At 61.5% G+C, this 23,774-nt stretch carries 27 protein-coding genes and 1 tRNA gene; 15 read left to right on the top strand and 13 right to left on the bottom strand.

Annotation, left to right across the window (positions count from 1 at the left end; translation table 11 throughout):
* Positions 1–68: 68 nt before the first annotated feature.
* Entirely contained in the window at positions 69–257 is a 189-nt protein-coding gene (locus tag RZS28_RS13505; protein WP_407338258.1) for a twin transmembrane helix small protein, read from the top strand.
* A gap of 128 nt (positions 258–385) precedes the next feature.
* The gene (locus RZS28_RS13500; RefSeq protein WP_407338257.1) at positions 386–973 is read left to right on the top strand and encodes a cob(I)yrinic acid a,c-diamide adenosyltransferase; all 588 of its coding nucleotides are present in this window, start codon (positions 386–388) and stop codon (positions 971–973) included.
* A 526-nt stretch (positions 974–1,499) separates the two neighbouring features.
* Here RZS28_RS13500 and RZS28_RS13495 read toward each other — a convergent pair.
* Positions 1,500–3,116 (bottom strand): peptide ABC transporter substrate-binding protein, encoded by a 1,617-nt coding sequence (locus RZS28_RS13495; protein WP_407338256.1) that lies wholly within the window; start codon positions 3,114–3,116, stop codon positions 1,500–1,502.
* 79 nt (positions 3,117–3,195) lie between these two features.
* On the opposite strand from RZS28_RS13495, the gene RZS28_RS13490 reads away from it, so the two are divergent.
* Complete coding sequence (locus RZS28_RS13490; RefSeq protein ID WP_407338255.1) at positions 3,196–3,570, top strand: hypothetical protein; 375 nt, start codon at positions 3,196–3,198, stop codon at positions 3,568–3,570.
* Here the strand turns inward: RZS28_RS13490 and RZS28_RS13485 are convergent.
* The 6 genes from RZS28_RS13485 to RZS28_RS13460 form a co-directional block, all read right to left on the bottom strand.
* A complete protein-coding gene (locus RZS28_RS13485) occupies positions 3,564–4,397 on the bottom strand; it encodes a carbon-nitrogen hydrolase family protein (RefSeq protein WP_407338254.1) in 834 nt (277 codons plus the stop codon). The genes RZS28_RS13490 and RZS28_RS13485 overlap by 7 nt on opposite strands.
* Positions 4,398–4,483: 86 nt before the next feature.
* Positions 4,484–5,560 (bottom strand): sensor histidine kinase, encoded by a 1,077-nt coding sequence (locus RZS28_RS13480; RefSeq protein WP_407338253.1) that lies wholly within the window; start codon positions 5,558–5,560, stop codon positions 4,484–4,486.
* Positions 5,561–5,720: 160 nt separating this feature from the next.
* The gene (locus tag RZS28_RS13475) at positions 5,721–5,882 is read right to left on the bottom strand and encodes a DUF3309 family protein (RefSeq protein ID WP_407338252.1); all 162 of its coding nucleotides are present in this window, start codon (positions 5,880–5,882) and stop codon (positions 5,721–5,723) included.
* A gap of 176 nt (positions 5,883–6,058) precedes the next feature.
* Complete coding sequence (locus tag RZS28_RS13470) at positions 6,059–6,232, bottom strand: CsbD family protein (protein WP_407341128.1); 174 nt, start codon at positions 6,230–6,232, stop codon at positions 6,059–6,061.
* A gap of 283 nt (positions 6,233–6,515) precedes the next feature.
* On the bottom strand, positions 6,516–7,163 hold the full coding sequence (locus RZS28_RS13465) for an alpha-ketoglutarate-dependent dioxygenase AlkB (RefSeq protein ID WP_407338251.1): 648 nt from the start codon (positions 7,161–7,163) through the stop codon (positions 6,516–6,518).
* A 35-nt stretch (positions 7,164–7,198) separates the two neighbouring features.
* On the bottom strand, positions 7,199–7,819 hold the full coding sequence (locus RZS28_RS13460) for a 2,3-bisphosphoglycerate-dependent phosphoglycerate mutase (protein ID WP_407338250.1): 621 nt from the start codon (positions 7,817–7,819) through the stop codon (positions 7,199–7,201).
* A gap of 149 nt (positions 7,820–7,968) precedes the next feature.
* On the opposite strand from RZS28_RS13460, the gene RZS28_RS13455 reads away from it, so the two are divergent.
* The 3 genes from RZS28_RS13455 (at position 7,969) to RZS28_RS13445 (ending at position 11,106) form a co-directional block, all read left to right on the top strand.
* A complete protein-coding gene (locus tag RZS28_RS13455) occupies positions 7,969–9,156 on the top strand; it encodes an acetyl-CoA C-acyltransferase (protein WP_407338249.1) in 1,188 nt (395 codons plus the stop codon).
* Positions 9,157–9,346: 190 nt separating this feature from the next.
* A complete protein-coding gene (locus RZS28_RS13450; protein ID WP_407338248.1) occupies positions 9,347–9,706 on the top strand; it encodes a DUF6460 domain-containing protein in 360 nt (119 codons plus the stop codon).
* A 17-nt stretch (positions 9,707–9,723) separates the two neighbouring features.
* Positions 9,724–11,106: an MATE family efflux transporter gene (locus RZS28_RS13445; RefSeq protein WP_407338247.1), complete on the top strand. Its 1,383-nt coding sequence runs from the start codon at positions 9,724–9,726 to the stop codon at positions 11,104–11,106.
* Here RZS28_RS13445 and RZS28_RS13440 read toward each other — a convergent pair.
* Positions 11,025–12,152, bottom strand: coding sequence for a quinone-dependent dihydroorotate dehydrogenase (locus RZS28_RS13440; protein WP_407338246.1), 1,128 nt, complete (start codon positions 12,150–12,152; stop codon positions 11,025–11,027). The two genes, RZS28_RS13445 and RZS28_RS13440, sit on opposite strands and share 82 nt — an antisense overlap.
* Before the next feature lie 150 nt (positions 12,153–12,302).
* On the opposite strand from RZS28_RS13440, the gene RZS28_RS13435 reads away from it, so the two are divergent.
* Entirely contained in the window at positions 12,303–13,034 is a 732-nt protein-coding gene (locus RZS28_RS13435; RefSeq protein WP_407338245.1) for a 4'-phosphopantetheinyl transferase family protein, read from the top strand.
* Positions 13,035–13,056: 22 nt separating this feature from the next.
* Here RZS28_RS13435 and hemF read toward each other — a convergent pair whose 3' ends face one another.
* From hemF to RZS28_RS13420, 3 genes are all read right to left on the bottom strand, one after another.
* Positions 13,057–13,968, bottom strand: a complete 912-nt coding sequence (hemF, locus tag RZS28_RS13430; RefSeq protein ID WP_407338244.1) for an oxygen-dependent coproporphyrinogen oxidase — start codon at positions 13,966–13,968, stop codon at positions 13,057–13,059.
* A gap of 132 nt (positions 13,969–14,100) precedes the next feature.
* The gene (locus RZS28_RS13425; RefSeq protein ID WP_407338243.1) at positions 14,101–14,757 is read right to left on the bottom strand and encodes a hypothetical protein; all 657 of its coding nucleotides are present in this window, start codon (positions 14,755–14,757) and stop codon (positions 14,101–14,103) included.
* Between the two features lie 105 nt (positions 14,758–14,862).
* The gene (locus RZS28_RS13420; protein WP_407338242.1) at positions 14,863–15,351 is read right to left on the bottom strand and encodes a tRNA (cytidine(34)-2'-O)-methyltransferase; all 489 of its coding nucleotides are present in this window, start codon (positions 15,349–15,351) and stop codon (positions 14,863–14,865) included.
* A gap of 206 nt (positions 15,352–15,557) precedes the next feature.
* On the opposite strand from RZS28_RS13420, the gene petA reads away from it, so the two are divergent.
* From petA to RZS28_RS13390, 6 genes are all read left to right on the top strand, one after another.
* A complete protein-coding gene (gene petA, locus RZS28_RS13415; RefSeq protein WP_407338241.1) occupies positions 15,558–16,082 on the top strand; it encodes a ubiquinol-cytochrome c reductase iron-sulfur subunit in 525 nt (174 codons plus the stop codon).
* A gap of 60 nt (positions 16,083–16,142) precedes the next feature.
* Positions 16,143–17,408, top strand: coding sequence for a cytochrome bc complex cytochrome b subunit (locus tag RZS28_RS13410; RefSeq protein WP_407338240.1), 1,266 nt, complete (start codon positions 16,143–16,145; stop codon positions 17,406–17,408).
* Positions 17,409–17,450: 42 nt separating this feature from the next.
* Positions 17,451–18,332 (top strand): cytochrome c1, encoded by an 882-nt coding sequence (locus RZS28_RS13405; RefSeq protein WP_407338239.1) that lies wholly within the window; start codon positions 17,451–17,453, stop codon positions 18,330–18,332.
* 117 nt (positions 18,333–18,449) lie between these two features.
* A complete protein-coding gene (locus RZS28_RS13400) occupies positions 18,450–20,141 on the top strand; it encodes a lysine--tRNA ligase (protein ID WP_407338238.1) in 1,692 nt (563 codons plus the stop codon).
* Between the two features lie 20 nt (positions 20,142–20,161).
* Positions 20,162–20,806, top strand: a complete 645-nt coding sequence (locus tag RZS28_RS13395; RefSeq protein ID WP_407338237.1) for an alpha/beta hydrolase — start codon at positions 20,162–20,164, stop codon at positions 20,804–20,806.
* Positions 20,807–20,854: 48 nt separating this feature from the next.
* Entirely contained in the window at positions 20,855–21,199 is a 345-nt protein-coding gene (locus tag RZS28_RS13390; RefSeq protein ID WP_407338236.1) for a DUF952 domain-containing protein, read from the top strand.
* A 387-nt stretch (positions 21,200–21,586) separates the two neighbouring features.
* Here RZS28_RS13390 and RZS28_RS13385 read toward each other — a convergent pair.
* Positions 21,587–21,662, bottom strand: a tRNA-Ala gene (locus RZS28_RS13385).
* 148 nt (positions 21,663–21,810) lie between these two features.
* On the opposite strand from RZS28_RS13385, the gene RZS28_RS13380 reads away from it, so the two are divergent.
* Together RZS28_RS13380 and RZS28_RS13375 are read left to right on the top strand one after the other, a co-directional pair.
* Positions 21,811–22,101, top strand: a complete 291-nt coding sequence (locus RZS28_RS13380; RefSeq protein WP_407338235.1) for a YggT family protein — start codon at positions 21,811–21,813, stop codon at positions 22,099–22,101.
* Between the two features lie 7 nt (positions 22,102–22,108).
* Positions 22,109–22,429: a DUF167 family protein gene (locus RZS28_RS13375; protein ID WP_407338234.1), complete on the top strand. Its 321-nt coding sequence runs from the start codon at positions 22,109–22,111 to the stop codon at positions 22,427–22,429.
* A gap of 41 nt (positions 22,430–22,470) precedes the next feature.
* On the opposite strand, the gene RZS28_RS13370 is transcribed toward RZS28_RS13375, so the two are convergent.
* Positions 22,471–23,418 (bottom strand): alpha/beta hydrolase family esterase, encoded by a 948-nt coding sequence (locus tag RZS28_RS13370; protein WP_407338233.1) that lies wholly within the window; start codon positions 23,416–23,418, stop codon positions 22,471–22,473.
* Positions 23,419–23,774 lie beyond the last annotated feature (356 nt).

The following is a 23,774-nucleotide window of genomic DNA, read 5'->3' as shown; positions in this document are numbered from 1 at the left end:
GCCGCAATGACATCCGCTCTAGCGCCGCCGCCGCTCACATCTCAGCTCTTATCGAGGACCCCTTTGACATGCATGCCGCCAGCAATTTTCTTGTCGCGATCGCCATCGGCGCCGTCGTCATCGTGCTTCTTTTAGGGCTCTTCAACACTTTGCGCGGCGGTTCGGTGCATCTCTCGCAACATCTGATGCGCTGGCGCATTGGTCTCCAATTCCTCGCCATTGTCGTCATCATCGGCGTCTTGTGGTTGCGAAGCTGAACGTGAGCCGGCGTTTAGCGCATTTGATCCGGAAAGCGATCATAACTCTGATTTAGCTTTGTTTTGTCGCATTCTGGCCGGCCAATCGTTGTATATTTTGGCGGTGAACGTTCGACAGCAGGAAAACCATGGTTGTCTTGAACAAGATCTATACCCGGACCGGAGACAAGGGCGCCACGGCGCTCGGCACCGGCGAGCGCAGGCCCAAAAACGATCTTCGGATCGAAGCCTATGGCGCGATCGACGAAGCCAATTCCGCGATCGGCCTCGCCCGCGTCGCGACCGCGACCGATCCCGATTGCGCCAGGGTCGATGCGATGCTGCTTTGCGTGCAAAATGATTTGTTCGATCTCGGCGCAGATCTTTGCGTTCCGGAGTCCGACGCCAAGCCGGATCGAGAGGCCTTGCGCATCGTCCAATCGCAAGTGGATCGGCTCGAACGCAAGATCGACGAATTGAACGCCGACCTCGCTCCGCTGCTTTCCTTTGTTCTGCCGGGCGGATCGGCGGCGGCCGCGGCCTTGCATCTCGCCCGCACCATAACCCGCCGGGCCGAGCGGGTCCTCGTCGCCTTGGCCAATGAGCCTGGCGAGACGATCGGCGAGCCGGCGCTCAAATATGTGAACCGCCTGTCTGATTTCCTGTTCGTTGCGGCGCGCCATGTGAACGGCAAAGGCGAAAGCGACATCTTGTGGGTGCCGGGGCAAAATCGGTAGGGCGGCGCCTCGAGGCGTCGATGCAACACAACAATGTCGACGCAACACAACAACAAAGCGCATTGGACGCACAACGGGCCCCGGCGCATTCAAGCGGCGCGGGGCCCTGCTTCGGCGTTGCGAAGCGATCTGTGATTTCTGCAGATTTCCTATTTACGATAGCGGGCGCTTGGCCTTCGCGAGCGCTAATCGCTTGACTATGACGTCAGATTGTCGGCGGCGCCGTTTCCGCGTGGCGTTTGCGCCTCCGCGACGCCGTGACCCCGCGCATGTCAGGGTCACTCACACTGATCAGGTGGAGTCATGGCTCCTCCGTTGACAGGCGTTGATGCGCTTTCGAAAGGGTCCTTCTGCTTAGGCCGCCTTTATCCCATCAACGGGAACGGCCGCATGAGAGTGCACCCGCTCCGCGTGTGTGTCAATTGTGACAAGAGGTCGCGAAAATATGGTTGGAAAGCCTGCTGGCGAGCCTGAGCCGGCGCAGCCTAATGCGCTTCCTCATTGCTTCCCTAAGCGGCGCAAGCTCTCATTCCGGCGCGATCGAGATGTAGCGGCCATAATGGAGGTCGAGCGCATTCGGCTCCCATCCGCGCAATCTTGGCGATACGAGATCGCTCGATCGATAGTTCATCAGGACGAGATAAGGCTGCTCGTCGAGCAGCAGCGATTCCGCCTCGTGCAGGATCCCGCGACGCCGCTCCGGCGAAGGCTCCATCTGCGCCGCGCGCATCAGCGCATCATAGGTCTCGTTGGAGAAGCTTGGATAATTTAGCCCTTTATTGTCGCTCTGCGCCAGAAAGAGAAAGTCCTGCGCGTCGGGATAGTCGGCGATCCATACGAGCCGCACGACGTCGAATTGACCTTTCTCGCGCAGGAAAGCGTAATAGCTGACCGCGTCCGTGCCGAGAAGCGTGGTCTCGACGCCGAGCGCCTTCCACATATCGGCGATCGCCACGGCCGTCGCCCGGTGGGTCTCCGAATTGCTGAAACGGATCTCCACCTCAAGCTTTCGTCCGCCTTCACCGAAGCCCGCCTCGCGGAGCAGACGCTTGGCTTCGTCCTCGCGCTCGAACGGGCTCATATCCTTCCAAGAAACAGTGGCGGGCGGGTCATAGCTGGCGATGCCGGGCGGCACGAAACTATAGGCGGGCGTCATGCGGCCGCGCCAGATACGCTCGGCGAGAAACTCGCGATCGACGGCCATGGACAGCGCCTGGCGAACCCGGCGGTCGTCGAAAGGCCCGTGGCGCGTATCGAAGCCATAGTAATAGCCGGCAAGACTAGGCGCGGTCCGCAGCGCCTCGGGAAAACGCGCGCGCGCGAATGCGAGCTGTTCGGCCGCGACATCATCATAGGAGTCAATTTCGCCGGCCATGAAACGGCGGAGCGCGGCGGAGCGATCTTCAATTGGAATGAAGATTTCGGCGTCGAGCGCGACTCGCGCCGCGTCGTAATAATAGGGGTTCCTGACCAGCACGAGCCGATCATTGGGCGTAAAGTCCTTCAGCATGAAGGGCCCATTGGTCACCATATGGGCGGCCCGCACGAAGTCCGAGCCATAGGATTCGACCGAGCCGCGATGCAGGGGCATGGCGGTCATCAGGGCGAGTTCGTCGATGAAATAGGGAGCCGGCGTTTCGAGCGTGATTTCGAGCGCGGAGTCGCTTATGGCGTGAACGCCCAGGCTCTCGACCGGCGCCTCGCCCTTGTTGATCTTTTCGGCGTTCTTCAACGTGTAATAGATATTGGCGTAAGGCGCGCCAGTCGCGGGCGTCATCAAACGACGGAACGCATAGACGAAATCTTGCGGGCCTACACTGTCGCCGTTGGACCATTTCGCATCACTGCGTAGCTGAAACGTGTAGACCGTACCGTCCGGGCTCGCCGTCCAGCTTTGCGCGACGCCTGGGACGATGGCGCCGCGCGCGTCATGGCTGACAAGCCCTTCAAAGAGCTCGCTCAGCACATTGCTCTCGATGACATTCGTGGTCTTATGCGGGTCTATCGAGTTCGGATCGCCGAGCGCGCCGCGCCGCCAAACCATTTCCGCATGCGAAGGGGCGAGGCCGCAGAAAACTACGGCCGCCAGCGTCACGGCGCTGATCAGCGCATTCCTTGGCGGCCTCCTCAGTTTTTTCCGCATCTCTTTATCCGAGAGCGCAGGTTTTCAATGTCATATTATAAGCCTATAGAATTAGTCGTTTTAACTGGAACGGCCTTTTATGAATGGTCTCAAATCCCTGGCCATTATCGTCGTGGCGAGCGTCTCGATCTGGTTCAGCGCCGCAACGCCGGGATCGGCGGGAGTCGTCGTCTTCCGCGCCTATGACCCGCCTGGAATGCGCTGCATCCGCGGCAATGGCTGGCATTATGATCAAACCGGCCATCATCTTTTCGGCCCCTATCGGCAATGCCGCCCGTTAGCTCCCTCAGCCGGTGCGGCCCCGGTCGGGGAACATCAGGCGAGAGGCTATACGGTCACGGTCGTCCGCCGATATTATTACCCCAATGGACATTGCGTGAGCGGCCATGGCTGGCATTATGATCCTCTCGGCCATCGCGTGAAGGGATTCTGGCGCAGCTGCAATCCTCATTGAGGCTCGGCGTCGAACCGGACCCTATGCTGCGCGACCGGGATTTGCTGGCGCACCTTCTTGACCCGCGCAAGCTCGAGTCGCGTCGAGACGATTCCAACGCCGTCCGAGGCTTTGGCGACGACATGGCCCCAAGGGTCGACGACAAGCGAATGGCCGTAGCTGTGGCGGGTTTCATTGCCGATGACATGGGCGCCGGTTTGCGCAATGGCGCAAAAATAGGTCTGCGTCTCGATCGCCCGCGCCCGGCAAAGAACTTCCCAATGGTCCTTTCCGGTTTGAAGGGTGAAGGCCGCCGGAAGCGCGATCATTTCCGCGCCTTTGGCGACAAGCGCCTGAAACAGATCCGGAAACCTTATGTCATAGCAGATGGAGCAGCCGACGATCATATCCTCGCAAGGATAGGTCGCGACCGCATCGCCAGGCGCGAAAGCCGCGCTCTCGCGATATTCTGTCCCATCCGGCGCGGTGATGTCGAACATATGGATCTTGCGGTAGCGCGCAACCTCGACGCCCTCACGGTCGAAGACCACGGTGGTGTTGCGAATGCGCTCCTCGCCCTCCGCCTTTTCCAAGATCGATCCGGCATGGATGAAGACCCTGTGGCGCCTGGCGAGCGCCTGCATCGCGCTATAGGCCGGCCCATCGGGAAACGCCTCCGCCGCCGCCTGCTTGTCGCTGCGATGGCCGCCGAGGAAATCGAAACATTCAGGCAGGCCGATCCAATCCGGCCGCTCCTCGGCGACGGCCCGTTCAATCAGCTTTGTCGCGGCGGCGATATTCGCCGGTTTGTCGCTGATCGAATTCATCTGGATCAGGGAAACCTTCATGAAGCGCTCCTGAGGGGTCGAGAGCGGTCATGATAGCGCATTTTGGCGGAGATGGATCGGGTCAGACGATCACGACCTCGGCGTCGTCAGGCAGTTTGGGGGAGCTGCGGTGTGACCGTCGCGTGCGTGAGCGACACGGTCACGCCTCCTGGGCCACTGGCGATATCGACCTTTGCATCGAGCTGCTGCGCGAGCGCCTTGACGATGGCTGTGCCCAGGCCGACCTTCGCCGCCGAGGCGGCGACATCCGGTTTTCCGATTCCATTGTCGGACACGACAAGCGTCCAGTCCGATCCGTCGATCTGGTAGCTGACGACGACCTGACCGCCTGGTCCGTCTTGTGGAAACGCGTGTTTCAGTGCGTTGATCACCAGCTCTGTGACGATTAGGCCGAGGCTGACGGCCGTGGCGTACACGGCCGTGCCGCCGCTGACCAGAACCTTCAGCGAGATCGGCCGACCTTCGCCGATCATCGAGGCCGCAAGGCTTTCGCAAAGCCTCGACAGGTAAGGACCGATCTCGATCTGGTCGTGACGCTCGGACGCGTGAAGATGCTCCTGCACGGCCGCAACCGCCATGACGCGTTGATGCGCGTCCTGCAAATGCTGGCGGGTTTCCTCCGAGTTCACGGTGCGCGCCTTCAGCATCAAGATGCTGGCGATCATCTGAAGGCTGTTGGCGACGCGGTGCTCTAGTTCCTGGAGCAGCACGTCCTTTTGACGCAGCAAATCCTCGGCCTGCCGCAACAGCTCCGCCTTCTCGCGTTCGATGGCCCGCCGCTCGGTGACATCCTCGAAAGCGAGAAGAAGAGTTGTATGCGCGTGATCCGGGTAGAAAACCTTGCGCGCGTTCAGAAGCATGATGCGGCGGCCAATCCTCGGAAACTCATGCTCGACCTCAAACGCGTCCATGGCGGCGCGCTCCAAGATGACTTTCTGCAGAAGCACGCCAAGAGCTGGTATGCGCCACTGGCCGTCGCCAAGCGCGTAGAGCGGGCGCCCCAGGACATCCTGGGCGTGGACCCGGAATGTCAGATAATAGGAGCGGCTGACGGCGACCACGCGCAGGTCGCCGTCAAGCACGAGCATCGGTTCGCGCACCGTATCCACGATAGCTTGCGCGAGCGTCCGCGTATCTTCGATGTTCTTGAAGGGCTCAATCACGGAAAGCCTCAATCACGACCAAGACCGCTTCTGAAGCTCTCTCATTTTATGGCTTATAAAGCCATCGAGAAATCCGCGCCTGAGATCACGGTTAAGTTTTGCGCTGCCTCAAGACGTCGATGTCGAGCCCGATATTTGGCTGAAACGACCAAGTCGCCGGCTAGGCAATGTGCAAAGCTCCAGCCAGCCACGCCACAACGACAACGAGCAACACCAGGCCAAGAACGCCGCCGAGACCCGCGCCGCCGTACCTGCTGTGACCATAGTATCCACCGCCTCCGAGCAGCAGAACCAGCACGAGAATAATCAGAATTGTGCTCATGTTGCACCTTCCTTGAGATTTCAGTTTAGAGGCCACAGTCCTCACGCCCCGCATCGCTTCGCATTTCGAAGGGAAGAAGGCAGCTGATGACCGACCTCGTCTCGCACTCTTGTCGACAGGCGCCGACAAGAGTGCGCAGGATAAAGTTCCGGACGGCGAAAACCCCGCCGTAGCGGTTATTTTCCCTTGAGCGTATCTTTGACGCCGCCTACAGCGTTCTGGACCTTTCCTGCCGCTTGATCGCTCTTGCCCTCGGCGTTCAGCTTGGCGTCGCCAAGGACCTTGCCGGCGACTTCCTTGACTTTGCCTGCGATCTCCTTAGCCGATCCTTCGATTCGATCTTTGTCCATGATTTGTTCTCCAAAAGCATCGCCCTCACTGTGGGGCGCGTGCAATATTGTTTCGATGGGTTTGATTTCCCTGCCAATCAATGAAATTGGCTGCCGATATAACTCGCTCCATATCGAAATAGTTCCGTCGAACAAGGCTCTGCAGAACCAGTCATCATTGTCACGGCGCAGATAAAACTTCTGCGACGCGCCCGGAAATATTCAAGAGTCAGACGCTTATATCTTAAATTCTCCGCCCAGATATTTCGCATTGCTATCGCGCGCGGGTGACGTGCGGGCAAGGCTATGGCCGCGTCACGCGACGCAAGGTCAGGTTGATCCGGCCCCCTCCAGGGAGCAGACCGGACTCGCCGCCGAGAATCTTATCGACCCCGTGAAAGAAAAGCCGCGAAGCGCCGCCAAGGACCAAAACATCGCCGGAGCGCAGCTCTATGCGATTGGTCGCGTCGGCGCGCCGCACGCCATAGCGAAACACGCAAGACTCGCCGAGCGAGATGGACACCACAGGCGCGGAAAAATCCTGCTCGTCGCGATCCTGATGCAGGCCCATCCGCGCCTTGCAATCATAGAAATTGATTAGGCAGGCTTCCGGCGGATGCGGATAATCGGCGAGCGCCCGCCACACATTTAACACGCGCGGTGGTACGGGAGGCCAGGGCCGCCCCGTATCGGGATGCCCGGCCTCATAGCGATAGCCGCCGTCGCGATCGGACATCCAGCCAAGCGCGCCGCAATTGGTCATCTTGACCGAAAGCGGATGGCCGCTGTGCGGCATGCGCGGCTGGAGCCAGGGCGCCTCGGCGACGACTTGCGCAATATCGGCGGCGAGCGCCGTCTGTGCGGCCGCATCAAGATAGGCCGGCATGTAAATGAGCCCGGAGCCGAGACAAATACGCCCCGGCGTCTCGACTGTCTCGAACAAATCCTCCATGGACCCGCCTTCAGCCAAGCCGCGGCGCGACGCCGTCACGGGTGCAAGATCTCTTTTGTCTCAACCGTCGAATCCGGCTTCAGCCGATAGACGAGCGGCAGTCCGGTCGCAAGCTCCAGCGAAGGAATCGTCTGCGGCGTCAGCCCGTCGAGCACCATCACGAGAGCGCGCAGCGAATTGCCATGCGCGGCGACTAAAACCCGCTCGCCCCGCAACACGGCTGGAAGAATGGCCTGAATATAATAGGGAAGCACTCTGGCCACAGTGTCCTTCAAGCTTTCGCCGCCCGGAGGCTGGACGTCATAAGACCGGCGCCAGAGATGCACTTGCTCGTCGCCCCATTTCTCTCTTGCGTCGTCTTTGTTGAGGCCGCAAAGGTCACCGTAATCGCGTTCGTTCAGCGCGAGGTCCCGCGCCGTCGGGACATCCGGCGCGCCGAGCTCGGAGAGGATCAACTTCAGCGTATGCTGGGCGCGCACGAGGTTGGACGTAAAGGCGCGATCGAAATTAAGTCCGCGCGCCTTGAGGCTTCGCCCGGCGGCGCGCGCTTCCTCGACGCCTTTTTCCGTGAGACCCGGGTCCTTCCAGCCAGTGAACAGATTTTTCAGGTTCCACTCGCTCTGGCCGTGGCGCACGAGCACGAGAATGCGATCCATCTCTCATCCTTTTCGGCATCAAATCATTGCACCGCTAGAACATTTCGCCGGGGCGGGAAACCGGCCATCGTTTGCGGCAAAGTTCGGCCGACGCATTATATTACCGTTCGATGGCGCAATCCTGACGTTCTCAAAGCCGGAAGTCCCCCATGCCGAACAATGACCCGATCGTCATCGCCTCCGCCGCCCGCACGCCGATTGGCGGCTTTCAGGGCGATTTCAAGGGTCTCACCGCGCCGAGCCTCGGGGCGGCCGCAATAAAAGCCGCGGTCGAGCGATCCGGCTTGCAGCCCGAGGAGATCGACGAAGCGATCATGGGCTGCGTCCTTCCGGCTGGACAGGGCCAGGCCCCGGCGCGCCAGGCGGCGCTCAAGGCGGGCCTTCCGCAGGCGACGGGCTGCGCGACGATCAATAAAATGTGCGGCTCCGGCATGAAGGCGATCATGCTGGCGCATGACCTGTTGCGCGCGGAGTCCGCCGATGTAATTGTGGCGGGCGGCATGGAGAGCATGACGAACGCCCCCTATCTGCTCGATCGCGCCCGCGCCGGCTACCGCATGGGGCACGGCAAGGTCATCGACCATATGTTCCTCGACGGGCTCGAGGACGCCTATGGCGAGCGTCTGCCGATGGGGGCATTCGCCGAAAGCTGCGCGGAGGCCTTTCAATTCACCCGCACGGCCCAGGACGAATATGCGATCAGTTCGCTGCAGCGGGCGCAGAAGGCGATCGAGGATGGAAGTTTTTGCGATGAGATCGCGCCGGTGACGGCGCCCGCCGGCAAGGCCGAAAAAACCGTCCTGCATGACGAGCAGCCCCTCAAGGCCAGGCTCGACAAGATTCCGACCCTGAAGCCGGCCTTCAGGCAGGGCGGAACCGTGACCGCGGCGAATTCGAGCTCGATTTCCGACGGCGCGGCGGCGCTCGTCCTCATGCGCCGCTCGGAAGCCGAAAAGCGGGGCGTCGCCGCCGTCGCGACGATTCGCGCCCATGCGAGCCATGCGCAGGCGCCTGATCAATTCGCGACCGCCCCCATCGGCGCGTTGCGAAAACTGATGGATAAATCCGGCTGGTCCTTGCAAGAGGTCGATCTTTTTGAAATCAATGAGGCCTTCGCCGTGGTTGCGATGGCGGCGATGCGCGAGCTTGGCCTTGCGCATGAGAAAGTCAATGTGCATGGCGGCGCTTGCGCGCTCGGGCATCCGATCGGCGCGTCGGGCGCAAGGATTGTCGCGACGCTTCTCGCGGCGTTGAAGAAATATGGCATGAAGCGCGGCGCGGCCGCGATCTGCATCGGCGGCGGCGAGGCGACCGCGCTGGCGGTGGAAATGATTTGATATGGACAAGTCGCCGAAACTAGAGCATGTCCCGAAAAACTTGGTCGAGTTTTTCGACGAGGACAAGCTCCAGCTTTTTTTGGAATTTAAGCGACTCCTTTTCGATCGCGCGCACGCGCGTGATCTACACGTCGATCAATCGACTTGAGGCTAAAGCCCCGCCTCGCTTCTCTCGCTTTCGAGGTCTTGCATGAGCGACGATCGCCGTTCCGCGCCCGAGGCGCCTCCGCGATGGACAGAGAACCCGTCCTACCCGCAGGAGCCGCATTGGCGGCGCAGCGAAACTCCGCTGACCCGCTTCCTCGGCGGCTCGCCGGGGAGCGTTTTCCTGCGCCTCTTGTTCGTGTCCTTGATCGTCGGCGCCTTCCTGATGTGGCTCGACATCCGCCCGAGCGATATTTTTCGCGGCCTCTTCCAATTCATCAATCGAATCTGGTCGCTCGGCTTCGACGCCATCCGCGAGGTCCTGGACTATGTCCTCGTCGGGGCTGTGATCGTGGTTCCGGTGTGGCTCGCGCTGCGGCTTTTGAATATGCGCAATGACCGCTGAAACAGGGCGCCGCGACATTGCGCCCTGACGTAAGCGCCTACGCAAATCCCGCGAGGATCGATCATCGCCAAATCGTGCGGCTCGCGCTGCCGATGACGCTTGCGCATTTGTCGACGCCTTTGCTCGGCGTCGCCGACGCCGCCGTCATCGGGAGGCTCGGACAGGCGCATCTCCTCGGCGCTATCGCCGCGGCGGCGGTCATTTTCGACTTCATTTTCTGGAGCTTCGGCTTTCTGCGCATGGGAACGGCCGGGCTCACCGCGCAAGCGCTCGGCGGCGGCGATCTGGCCGAGCAACGCGCCACCTTGGTTCGCGCCCTCATCGTCGGCCTTGGCGTCGGGATCGGACTGATCTGCCTCCAGCCGGCGATCGCCTTTGTCGGCTTCGCCGCGCTCGACGCAAGCCCCGAGGTCACGCGCGCTGCCCGGCTCTATTTCGACATAAGAATCTGGTCGGCGCCTTTCGTTCTCATCAACTATGTCGTGCTCGGCGCAATCACCGGACGCGGCCGGACCGACGAAGCTCTCGTCCTTCAGGTCTTCGTCAATCTCATCAATATCGCCTTCAACATCATTCTTGTTTACGGCTTCGAGCTTGGCGTGCGCGGCTCGGCGATCGGCACGCTGCTCGCCGAGGCTCTCGGCGCCGTCGCCGGCCTTTTTGTCGTATGGCGCATGTATGGCGATCTCCGGTCGATCGACCGCCGGCTCGTTTTCGACCGCGCCCAGCTCGCCCGGATGTTCGAGGTGAATTTCGACATCATGATCCGCACGGCGGCGCTGCTTTTCGCCTTCGCCTTTTTCGCCGCGCAAAGCGCGCGAGGCGGCGACGCCAGGCTCGCCGCCAATTCGATTCTGCTCAACCTATTTCTCGTGACGGCCTATTTCCTCGGCGGCTTCGCCACGGCGGCGGAGCAGCTCTGCGGCCAATCGGTCGGCGCGGGCGACGGCGAAGGATTCCGCAAGGCGGTGCGTCTGACGACCTTCTGGTGCTTCGCCTTCGCCTCGGTCGCCTCGGCGGCGGCGCTCGCGGCCGGCGGCTCATTCATCGATTTCCTGACCACGAACCCGGACGTTCGCGCCTACGCCCGCGACTATCTTGTCTTCGCAGCGCTGACGCCGCTCGCCGGCGCGCTCGCTTTCGAATTCGACGGCGTCTTCATCGGCGCGACCTGGACGCGCGACATGCGCAATTTGATGCTGATTTCGCTCGCGCTCTATCTGGCCTGCTTCTACGTGGCGAGGCCCTACGGCAACACCGGCCTCTGGATTGCCTTCCTCGTCTTTCTTCTCGCGCGCGGCCTGACCCAATGGCGGCGCTACCTGAAATTGTCGGAGGAGACCTTTCCGCTGGCCCAATCCGAGGCCGCCGAGCCTATTGCGTCGGCGAGCCGCGGATAGGATTTTTGCACGATCAAGCGGAGCAAGCCGCGCTTGATGTCTTCTGCGAGCGGAAGCCCCTTGAACACCAGAGCCGAGTAGAATTGCACGAGGCTCGCCCCTGCCTCGATCTTGGCGAAAGCGGCCTCCGCGCAGTCCACCCCGCCGACGCCGATCAATGGAAACTGGTTCTCGACCCGCAGACAGGCGGCGGCGAGCACTCGCGTGGAAAGCGCGAAAAGCGGCCGGCCGGAGAGGCCGCCCGTCTCGCCCGCGAGATCCATTTCGATGAGCCTCGCAGGCCGCGCGACTGTCGTGTTGGAGACGATCAAACCGTCAATGCGCCGCGCGCGGGCGCATTTGACGACGGCGTCCAGTTCTTCAAGCGAGAGGTCAGGCGCTATCTTAACAAGCACAGGCTTGCGTCCGAACCGCTCGGCCGCAGCGTCGCGGGCGCCCAGGACGCGGGCGAGAAGGTCGTCTAGCGCGTCGCCGAGCTGCAAATCCCGCAATCCGGGCGTGTTCGGCGAAGAAATATTGATCGTAAAGTAATCCGCGACATCGGCGAAAGCCTCGACCCCCCGCACATAATCCGTCGTGCGATCGGGAGAGTCCTTGTTGGCGCCGAGGTTGACCCCGACAATGCCTCGCATCTGGGGGCTTTTTATGAGCCGCGCGTGGACCGCCACATGTCCGTCGCCGCAGAATCCGAGACGGTTGATCACCGCCTGGTCGCGCGTCAGCCGAAACAGACGCGGCCGCGGATTGCCCGCCTGAGGCAAGGGCGTGATGGTCCCGACCTCAATGAAGCCAAAGCCGAGCCGCAAGACTGGATCGACGATTTCGCCATTTTTGTCGAAGCCCGCAGCAAGCCCGAGCGGATTGGGAAAATCGAGACCGAACGCGCTGACCGCGAGGCGCGGGTCATCCGGCCGCGCGCGCGGCAGCGGACATGTCGCGAGCGCCTTGATCGCGAGTTCGTGCGCGGTTTCTGGATCGAGCCTGAACAAGATCGGGCGCGCAAGCGCGCCGAGTAGCCGCACGACTCCCAGTTGAAGCTCATCCATCGAGATCGGCGGGCCTCCTAAAGACGATCACAAGACGGCTCATCGCAGAGCGAGCCTTCCAGCGCAAGGGCGCCTCAGGCGAGCAGGACGCCGCAAGCCTGCGCTCAAGAGAACTTGCTATTTCCTTTAGACGCCATGAAATAAACTATCATGCCTATGCGAGAGTCGTCTGCCCGAGATCTGACCAACCAAGAGCCGCCCGCCGCGCGCTTTGATTTGCGACGGCTCGAGGCGAAAGGAGCCGCGCCGAGCCTCTGGCTCCTCGGCCTCGCCGATCCGATAGGGCGCGCGCTCGAACATGCGAATGATCTTTCCGCCGAGGAAAGGAGCCGCGCCGACCGATTCTTCCGCGCCGAGGATCGGACCCGGTTCGTCCTCACTCGCGCAGCCTTGCGGAGCCTGCTCGGCGAGGCGACCGGCTGTCCGCCGAAGGACATCGCCTTCGAGACTGGCGCTTACGGCAAGCCGCATCTGGCCCATGGCCGCGGACCGCATTTCAATGTCTCGCATTCCGGATCCTTTGCGCTGATCGGGATCTCCGATCGTCCGATCGGCGTCGATATTGAATTGATGCGCGACACATTCGACGAGCTTGCATTGGCGCGCGCGTTCTTTTGCGAAGACGAGCATCATTTCCTCGCAGGCCTCGAAAGACCGGCGCAGCTTCAGTCCTTTTATAAGATCTGGACCTGCAAGGAGGCGGTTCTGAAAGCGTTCGGCGTCGGAATTTCGAACTATTTGATGGATTTTTCCATCGAATTGACGCCCGACGGGTTCCGCATTCGTCCCAAGCTGGAATGCTTCACGCCAAGGCTCACGGCCGTGCTTGCGGAGCCCGTCGAAGCCCCGCCCGGCTATGCGGCCGCTGTCGCCTTGGCGTAAGCCGGGCGCAGGGGCGCAGATCTCACGGCCACATCACGAGCGGCGGCATCGACGATAGAATGGCCTCGACATTGCCGCCGGTTTTTAAGCCGAAAATCGTGCCCCGGTCATAGAGCAGGTTGAATTCGACATAGCGGCCACGCCGGATCAGCTGCTCCTCCCGATCGGCCGGCGTAAAGCTCAGCGCATAATTGCGGCGCACGAGTTCCGGATAGATCGAGAGAAAGGCCGACCCGACCGCGCGGGTAAAGCCGAAATTCGCCTCGAAGACGGCGTCGTCCTCCGCCGGACAATCGAGGTAATCATAGAAAATCCCGCCGATGCCGCGCGGCTCGTTGCGATGCTTCAAAAAGAAATATTCGTCGCACCATTGCTTATATTTCGCATAGTCGGCGACGGCTTCGAAGCCGGCGAAGGCGCGCTTCATCGCGGCGTGAAAATCCTGCGCGTCCGGGTCCGTCTGGACGCGCCTTCGATCGAGCACCGGAGTCAAATCGGCGCCGCCGGCGAACCAGGCCTTGCTGGTCTCGATATAGCGCGTGTTCATGTGGACGGTCGGAACATTCGGGTTCCAGGGATGCGCGATCAGCGAAATCCCGGAAGCCCAGAAACGCGGATCGGTTTCGGCGCCCGGAATTTGCTTGGCGAAATCCGGCGGGAAAGCGCCATGAACCGTAGAGACATGAACGGCCATTTTCTCGAAGACGCGGCCGACGAGATTGGCCGTGCGGCCGCCGCCGCCATCGGCGCCGGACTCGTCGGTCCTTCGCCAGGGCTTGGTGACGAACCGTCCGGGCGCCATGTCCGGTTTCGCGAAAGGCCCCTGCGCCTCGCTCTCCAAGAGCTCGCAGGCTTCGATGATCTTATCCTGCAGCGCCTCGAACCAGGCGCGCGCCTCGTTCTTTCGGCGGTCACGAATATCGGTGTCGGCCATGCGCTCGGGCTCTCGCGGCTTGTTGCAACGTCGCAGTCTCGCCTATCTTGCGCATGTGAATAAAGCGATATTCGAAGATGGCAATTGCGGCAAATCAACCCGCGCGTCCGACCTTCGCCGACGAAACGGACGCTATTTTTGCGCCATCTCGCGCTTGACCGGGGTCGGCTCGCTGTGGTCGCGAATGGGGTCGAACGCGGTCTTGAATGACTGGACCAAGCCAGTCTTCACATTGCGGCCGAGCTCGGTGAGAGTCATGTCGTAACAAGACAGGGCGCGTCCGTTTTCGCTGCTTTGGTCCATCGCGGCCTTCTTCGCGAGATAGGCCGAGACGCTCGCCAATGTGTCGGGGCTATCGGCGATCCATGTCAGGCCCTTTTCGGCCAATGTGTAATCGAGCGCGACATCGCCGCGCATTTTGGCGCTTGGCCTTTCATATTCGCAAAGGCCGTCGAGCTGGCCGACATCCAGCAGCCGCTCGTATTCATCCGGTCTGAGCGCGCGTATGGCTTTGGTGACCTCCGCCGATATTTCGCCCGGGTTGACGGCATAGGCCGCAAGCGCCTCCGCGACGCTGTCCTCGCTAAGGCTCACCTTGAAGCCGGCGATCTCGAGCTCCCTGGCGTCCCCGGCTTTTGCGAGAAGCTGCTGCGCCGCGTTGCAAAGCGGTTGAAAGTTGATGACAGCCACAGCTATGACAATGGCGCCCAGCACGACGGCCACAGAGGCCTTAACGAGATCGTATACGAGCTGCAGAGGTCCCTTTAACGCGCTGCGATCTTCCGCCATGACGCCCTCCTATGGCAATGCGGCGAGGATAATCGCATTAACCATTTCCGCGGTGCGCGCTCGCACGCGGCGGAGACGCCTCCCGCGCTTGATCAGGTCGAGCGTTCAAGCCATGCCGTTCAGGCGAATCTGCCGCATGGCTTCGCCCGCAACCATGGCTGCGGCGACAGCCACATTCAGCGAGCGCATCGACGTCTCGAGCGGAATGACGAGGCGAGCGTCAGCTGCCGCATGGACCTCCTCCGGCGCGCCGGCCGATTCGCGGCCGACCAGCAAAATATCGCCGAGCGCAAAGCTGAAGCTCGTGTAAGCCAGGCTCGCCTTGGTCGAAAGCAGGATGAGGCGACCGCCGCTTTCCCGGCGCCACGTCTCGAAAGCGGCCCAGGACGAATGCCGGGCTATATCGACATGGGAGAGATAATCCATGCCGGCGCGGCGAAAATGCCTGTCGCTCACCGGAAAGCCGGCGGGTTCGATGATCGCGGCGCGAAGCCGGAGACAGGCGCACATGCGCAAGATCGTCCCGGCGTTTTGCGGTATGTCTGGCTGATAGAGCGCGAGCGTCAGCAGCGGCGCGGCGTGATCAGGCGGCATGTCGATGCGAGACTTCCAAAGAGCGGGAGCAATGGAAACTAGATTAGGAAGATCTTTCACATTCGGCTAGATTAGTTCATCCGCTCTTGCAGTTTGAAGAGCATGAAATTTGGCCGAGCGTTCCGATGCGGCATTAAGGGTATTGATTCTTTTGCGGCTCTTGAATAGGTCCTAACCCCCGAGAGACGCTCTTATATGAGGATTTAATGGCGGCCAGCGCGACAGTGGACGAACCGACGCGAAGGGATTTCCTGTTTATCGCAACCGGCGCGGTCGGCGTGGTCGGGGCTGGTTTCGCGGTCTGGCCGCTGATCAATCAGATGAGTCCCGATGCGACGACATTGGCCGCAGCTTCGACCGAGATCGACATAAGCAATATCGCGGAAGGTCAGATCGTAACCGTCAAATGGCGCGGCAAGCCGGTCTTCATCTCGCATCGGACGGCGGCGGAAATTGAAGCGGCGCGCGCCGTTCCCGTCAGTGAGCTCCCCGATCCGGCGACGGACCAATCGCGGGTCCAAAAGCCAGAATGGCTGATCGTCATCGGCATCTGCACCCATCTGGGCTGCGTGCCGCTCACCAATGACGGTCCTTTTCAGGGGGGCTATTTCTGCCCTTGCCACGGTTCGGTCTATGATACATCCGGCCGCATCCGCCAGGGCCCAGCGCCCTACAACTTAGCCGTTCCGCCCTATGCTTTCACGAGCGACACTAAAGTCACCATAGGATAGGCCCCGCCGGCGCGCCGCCCGGTTCGCCGAACTGAGCTCCCCTTGATCAGAGACGAGAGCATGAGCGGACATTCGACCTACGTCCCGAAAAGCGCGGCCGCCCGCTGGCTCGAAAGCCGTCTGCCCATCCTCGGGCTTCTCCACTCCTCCTTCGTGGTTTTCCCCAATCCACGCAATCTCAACTATTGGTGGACCTTCGGCGGCATCTTGTCCTTCATGCTGGCCGCGCAGATCGTCACCGGCGTCGTCCTCGCCATGCACTATACGCCGCAATCGCAGCTGGCCTTCGCTTCGGTCGAGCACATCATGCGCGACGTGAATTATGGCTGGCTCTTTCGCTACCTGCACGCGAACGGCGCCTCGATGTATTTCCTCGCGCTCTACGTCCACATGTTCCGCGGCCTCTACTACGGCTCCTACAAGTCCCCGCGCGAAGTCTTATGGCTTCTTGGCTTCGTCATCTTTCTCCTAAGCGTCGCGACCGCTTTCCTGGGCTATGTCTTGCCTTGGGGCCAGATGAGCTTTTGGGGCGCGACGGTCATCACCAGCCTGTTTTCGGCGATTCCCTTCGTCGGCGATTCGATCACGACCTGGCTCTGGGGCGGCTATGCGGTCGACAACGCGACCCTTAATCGTTTCTTCTCGCTCCACTATCTGCTGCCCTTCATGATCGCCGGCGTGGTAGTCCTGCATATCTGGGCGCTGCATGTTCCAGGCTCGAACAATCCAGCCGGAATCGAACCGAAGAGCGACAAGGATACGCTGCCGTTCCATCCCTATTTCACCGTCAAGGATGGTTTCGCGCTGGTCTGCTTTCTGATCTTTTATGGATGGTTCGTCTTCTACGTGCCGAATTATCTCGGCGACGCCGATAATTACATCGAGGCGAACCCGCTGCAGACGCCGCCCCATATCGTGCCGGAATGGTATTATCTGCCTTTTTACGCGATCCTGCGTTCAATTCCCTCAAAGCTCGGAGGCGCCGCGGCCATGTTCGGCGCGGTGTTCATTATCGCCTTCCTGCCCTGGCTCGACACTTCGCGCGTCAAATCCGCGGCCTATCGCCCGCTTTACAGGATCTTCTTCTGGATCTTCGTCGCCTGCGTTGTGCTCCTCGGCTATGTCGGCGCGCAGCCGCCCGAAGGCGGCTATGTCCTCGCCGCCCGCGCCCTGACCGTCTATTATTTCATCCACTTCCTGGTGATCCTGCCGCTGCTCGGCCTATTCGAGAAGCCGCGGCCTCTGCCTGCGACCATCGCGGATTCGGTGCTGGGCGCAAAGGGGCAAGGCCTGTCGACGGAGACCAACCCGATGCCGGGCCAATAGCGGCGAAATTCGCGGCGGCGGATGTTCACAAGGAACGAGTTCATGAGGCTTTGCAGCATATTTGGCCGCGCAACCCGATTGGTCGTCATCGTCGTCTTAGCGGCGGCTTTAACCGGCGCCGCCGCTAAGGTTTCCGCCGCCGAAACCGAACAAGTTCAAGCGACCGGTTCGCATGAGGCGGCGAAGCCTGAGCGCCAATCCTGGAGCTTCGCAGGGCTGTTCGGCAAATATGATCCAGCCCAGCTTCAACGCGGCCTCCAGGTCTATCGCGAGGTTTGCTCCAATTGTCATTCGCTGAAGCTGATCGCCTTCCGCGATCTCGCCGATCCTGACGGGCCGGCGTTTTCCGAAGCGCAGGCGAAGGCGCTCGCCGAGGAATATAAGATCAAGGACGGGCCCAATGACGCCGGCGACATGTTCGAGCGGCCAGGACGGCTTTCCGATTATTTCCCTTGGAATTTCCCAAATGAGCAGGCGGCGCGCGCCGCGCTCGGCGCGGTCCCGCCCGACATGTCGCTGCTCGCCAAAGCCCGCACCTATGAGCGCGGATTCCCGCTCTTTCTCATCGATCCGATCATTCAATATCAGGAACGCGGCGTCGATTATATCTACGCGCTTCTGAACGGCTACACGAACGACAAGGATCCGAACTGGAACGAATATTTCCCCGGCCATCGGATCGCCATGCCAAACCCGCTGAGCGACGGCGTCGTCGATTATTCCGACGGTTCGCCGAAGACCGTCCAGCAATATTCCAAGGATATTTCGGCCTTTCTGATGTGGGCCTCCGAACCGAAGCTCGTAGAGCGCAAGCGCGTCGGCTTTCGCGTGTTGATCTATTTAGCCGTCTTCGCCGCGCTTCTCTATCTCGTGAAACGCAAGATCTGGGCGCGGCTCCATCGCGGCGGCGCGGACTCGCACTAAGCTTCGCCGGCGGCCGGGAGCGATTGACGCGCCGGCCTGCGCTTCCTATCGTCGGCGCCCATTGGCTCGCCGCCCTTCGCGAAGCCCGAGCGCCCCTCGCCTTTCCAGGAAAACGCCATGTCGTCGCTTCTTGAACTCGCCGGTCAGGCCAATGCCTGGCCTTTCGAGGAAGCGCGCAAAATTTTGCGGCGGATCAAGGCGACGGGCCAACGCCAAGTCCTCTTCGAGACCGGCTATGGTCCTTCCGGCTTGCCGCATATCGGAACCTTCGGCGAGGTCGCCCGCACGACCATGGTGCGGCACGCCTTCCGGGTCTTGACCCAGGACGAGATCGAGACCCGCCTCATCGCCTTTTCGGACGACATGGACGGGTTGCGCAAAGTCCCGGACAATATTCCGAACAAGGAGCTTGTCGCCGCCCATCTCGGCAAGCCTTTGACGCGAGTGCCGGACCCGTTCGGCGCGCATGCGAGCTTTGGCGCGCATAATAACGCCCGGCTGCGGGCCTTTCTCGACCAGTTCGGCTTCGATTACGAATTCGCCTCCGCGACGGACTATTATACGTCCGGGCGTTTCGACGCCGCCTTGCTGCATCTCCTCGCCCATTACGAAGAGGTGATGGCGATCATGCTGCCGACGTTCCGCGAGGAAAGAGCCGCGACCTATTCGCCTTTCCTGCCGATCCATCCGAGAACCGGCATAGTCATGCAGGTCCCGATCGACGCGATCGACGCCGCCAAGGGCGAGCTCTCCTGGCGCGATCCCGAAACCGGAGAAAGTTTCGCGACTCCCGTCACCGGCGGCCATTGCAAGCTGCAATGGAAGCCCGATTGGGCGATGCGCTGGTACGCGCTCGGCATCGATTATGAGATGGCTGGCAAGGACCTGATCGAATCGGTCAAGCTCTCCGGCGCGATCGTGCGGGCGCTCGGCGGGACGCCGCCCGAAGGCTTCAACTATGAATTGTTCCTCGACGAGAAGGGACAGAAGATCTCGAAGTCGAAAGGCAACGGGCTGACGATCGAGGAATGGCTGACCTACGCCAGCCCCGAAAGCCTGTCGCTTTTCATGTATCAGAAGCCTTCCGCCGCCAAGCGGCTTTACTTCGACGCGATCCCGCGCGCGGTCGACGACTATCTCGGCTTTCTCGACGCCTATCCGAGGCAGGAGACGAAAGAGCGGCTCGGCAACCCTGTCTGGCACATTCATTCCGGCGCGCCTCCCGCGCCGGAGATCTTGCGCCATGAAAACGGGCAAGGAACGGCCATCACGTTCGGCATGCTCTTGAACCTCGCGGCCGTCGCGAATAGCGAAGACCCTCAGGTTCTCTGGGGCTTCCTGCGCCGCTATGCGCCCGATGTTTCTCCCGCGAGCCACCCGCGTCTCGACCGGCTGGCGTCCTATGCCGTGCGCTATTTCCGCGATTTCGTGCGCCCGGCGAAGACCTATCGCGCGCCGGACGAGGTCGAACGCGAGGCTTTACAGAAATTATCGGATGCGCTCGCAGGCCTTCCCAAGGATGCAAGCGCCGAAGACATCCAAACCGCGCTCTACGACATTGCGCGAAAAATTCCGCGCTATCAGGATATGAAGGCCAAAGGCGCGACGCCGGAACGCCCAGGCGTCGCGAATGACTGGTTTGCCATGCTTTACGCGGTGCTGCTTGGCGAGGCCCGCGGCCCTCGCTTCGGCTCTTTCGTAGCGCTGTACGGCATCGAGGAGACCGGCAAGCTGATCGCCGCCGCGCTCGCCGGCGATCTCTTGCGCGAACATGCCGAATTCCTGGCGCAGAAATCGCCGCAACGCTAAAGAGCGGCAGGAGACCCAGAATGGCGTTTTCAGATCCGCTTGAATTCGGCGCCGATTGGAGCGCCGCCGAGGCCGTGGCGATCCTCATGCACGGGCATGGCCAGACGCCGGAGCATATGCGCGTCCTCGCCATTGAAATCGATTGCCCCAATGTGCGCTATATTCTCCCCGCCGCCGACGGCGGAGCCTGGTATCCCAAGAATCTTCTCGAACCTTTCGAGGAGAATGAGCCGAAGCTCAGAGAGTCGCTTGCTTATTACGCCGCGATCATCGACGGTCTGCGCAAGCGCGGCGTCGCGCAAGACCGCATCGTCCCCGGCGGCTTTTCGCAAGGCGCCTGTCTCACCGCGGAATTTCTGGTGCGGACCCCGCGCGCCTATGGCGGCGCGCTGATTTTTTCCGGCGGCCTCATCGACGTCGCCGCGATCGGCCGCAGGCCGGGCTCCGGGCTTCTCGCCGTGCCGATCTATGTCAGCGGGAGCGAAATGGACGCGATCATTCCCGTCGATCGCACGCGCGGCGCGATCAAGACGCTGCAGGCCGGCGGCGCGCTCATCCGGTCGCATGTCTTCGCCGACCGCGCTCATGAGATCAGCGCCGACGAAATCATCGCAGCGCGCCAGCTTTTGAACGACGTGAAGCAGGCGGCCGAACCGAGCGCTTGATTTTCGTCGCGCATTTCGAAGACTTGCTCTGCAAGCGGGGGGTCGACCATGGATTTGATCTATAAAATCGCTCCGGCCTCCTTATGGCGGCAGGCGCAGGACAGAGGCCGGTTCGACGGCGCGCCGATCGATCTCGCCGATGGATACATTCATTTCTCGACCGCCGACCAGGCCGAGAAGACCGCCAAGAAATATTTCAGCGGCAAAGCCGATTTGCTGCTCATCGCGGTCGACGCGAAGAAGCTCGGCGACGCCTTGCGCTATGAGCCCTCGCGCGACGGCGCTCTTTTTCCGCATCTTTACGCGCCCTTGCCTCTCGACGCGGTGGTTTTCGCCAAGCCGCTTCCGCTGCGGCCGGATGGCGGGCATGATTTCGCCGGCCTGCTCCCCTAAAAAGGGTTAGGCCGCCCGGTTTCTGATCGTTTTCAGGCGGTTCGACCGAACTGTTTTTCACGGGTTTTGAAAACGGCAAGCTATGCGCCGTGGACTGCGTCAAATTGGCATGAAAGGCCAGCGGGCGAGCGGCCGCGCTCTCGGCGATCATGGCGCCGTCCGTTTCAGCCAAAAGGCGCGCCGAGAGATGTTTCCGATTGTTCGACTGGGCGTTCGGAAACTGTTTTGGAGGCGCCCCTCGCCACGAGCTGGGGGAGGCAAGATAATTGTCGCGGATAAACTATGCCCGCCTCTTGAGCCGGCGGCCGGACCAGGCCCAAGTCGCCGGAGAGGGCTCAACCCTGCGCCTTCAAGTTCGGGCGCGGTCTAAGCAATCGACCGGCAAGCTGGTGGAGCTGGGGGGATTCGAACCCCCGACCTCTGCAGTGCGATTGCAGCGCTCTCCCATCTGAGCTACAGCCCCCTGGCGCCGCTGTTTACGCGAGTGTCGCTGCCCGCGCAAGATCATTGCTTGGGATCCAATTTCGCCCGCGGCAGGAGAGGCGCCGGCTTGCCAGCCCGGCTCAAGCCGAGTAAACGAAGCTTTGATAGGCTGGTGCTTTGGAGTCGCCATGCGCGCTGTTCTCGATGTCATTTTGCTGATTTTGCAACTTTACACCTATGTAATCGTCATCGCGGCGATCCTCTCCTGGCTCGTCGCCTTCAACGTCATCAACGTGCATAATGATTTGGTGCGCTCGATTTGGAACGCATTGATCGCGATTACCGAGCCGGTCCTGCGCCCGATTCGTCAAATAACGCCCAATCTCGGCGGCATTGATATTTCGCCGGTCATCTTGCTTTTGGCGATTTTCCTGATCGAAGACATCATCCAGCGCTATATCTACCCGAACGTATACTGACCCGGCATTGACGGACGTCCCTTGGAGCGTGCGGGGCGGCGACCTGATCTTGTCGGTGCGCCTGACGCCGAAAAGTTCGCGTGACGAAATTGGCGGCGTCGATCGGCTCGCTGACGGCAAGATGGTTTTGAAGGTTCGGGTGCGCGCGCTTCCCCAGGATGGCGAAGCCAATGAGGCCCTGATCCGGCTGTTCGCCAAAGCGCTTCACATTCCCCTCGCTTCGGTGCGCATAGAGGCCGGCGCCAGCGGCCGGGTCAAGACATTGAGCTTGGCCGGCGATCCCGAAGCTCTGCAAGCAGCCCTGTCCAGCCTGTCGCAGCGGAGCTGACGGACGACACGCGGCGAATCGGCGGGCGAGTAGGCGCCAAGTCAGTCGCTGAGGCGACGAAAGAAATCCCAGATTGTCTTGGCGGCGTCGACGTCGCTGCTGCGCTGCTGGCCGCGCGCCGAATCGAGGCCGGCCCCGCTCCAATGGCCCGGAATGGCATGGCCGCCGCCTTCGATCCTGACGAGTTCAACCGGCGCCTTGCATCCATTCAGCTTGTCGAGATAGGCGCGGATCCCGTCATGCGGGTCGCGGTCGGGAAATGCGGTTGTCGTCCGGCCCTCGCCGCAGCCCGCGGCCTTCGCGAAAATGGCGAGCGTCGCATCGACCGAAAGAAGCTCGGATTTGATGTCGGGCAAATTGGCCTTGCCGCCTTGATAGGGGACCAAGGGATCCGCCGTGCCCGCGATCATCAGGAAAGGGAGCGGACGCGACGGCTTGCAGCTTGCCGCAAGATCGGCCGGCATGCCGGTGACGACAGCCGCCACGCCGGCAAACGCGTTCGCATCGTCGCAAGCGAGCCGAAAGGCCACCGAGCCCCCCCTCGAAATGCCGATGATGAAGATTCTGTGTCGGTCGGCGATCCCATCGGAGACAAGCTTTGAGATGAGATCGCGAATGAAAACCTCATCGCGGCTCGCCTCCGGTCCGGGAGCATCGCTCCAATGGCCCGCCACGGGATCAGGATAGACTAGGACCGGACCGGAGGACCGCGCCATTTCCTCGAGGCCGAAGGCCCGCCGCAAACGTCCGCCCCTGTCTCTGCCTCCGCGCAATATGATGACGACCGGACGACGCGCCTTTTTCAGTCGCTGATGCTGAACGAGGAACGCCGTTCGGGTGACGCCGCCAGACTCGATCGCAATGCGGCCCGCGGCGGCCGAGGCGGCGGCGGGCAGGCCAATAAGTCCGGCGAGCAGGCCGGCCAGCGCGACCGCCAGCCATCCGGCGGGCGCGAGAAAAGCGACAATTTTGGTGCTCTTGACGCTCATGCCACCCGCCACTTCCAACAATGCCACCGCTGAAGCATTTCCGCAATTCATGAGCTGGAGCATCTCAGCGAAAAAGTCGATCTGCTTTTTCCAGTTCGAGATGTCACAACTTAGTTGATTCGGTCCGGGCCCATTGACCAAGGAGTGAGTTCATCCGGCCGGCGACGGCCCGCGCGAGCAAAGTCTCATGAGTCTTGCCGCTCCGCCGCATCTCCTGCGGGGAATCCGCTTTGTTCGCCTGACGAGCTGGCGGCGATTTCACGCCGTTTCATTCCGCTGCTCCGCGTCCTATGGCAATGGCGAAACCAGATCCGCCGCGCGCATCAATCGCGGTCCATGGCGAATATTGTCGCGCA

Source organism: Methylocapsa polymorpha, from assembly GCF_045689225.1.
Classification (GTDB): domain Bacteria; phylum Pseudomonadota; class Alphaproteobacteria; order Rhizobiales; family Beijerinckiaceae; genus Methylocapsa; species Methylocapsa polymorpha.
Note: the sequence above shows the minus strand (reverse complement) of the source record. Positions and strands in the feature narration are given on the sequence as shown.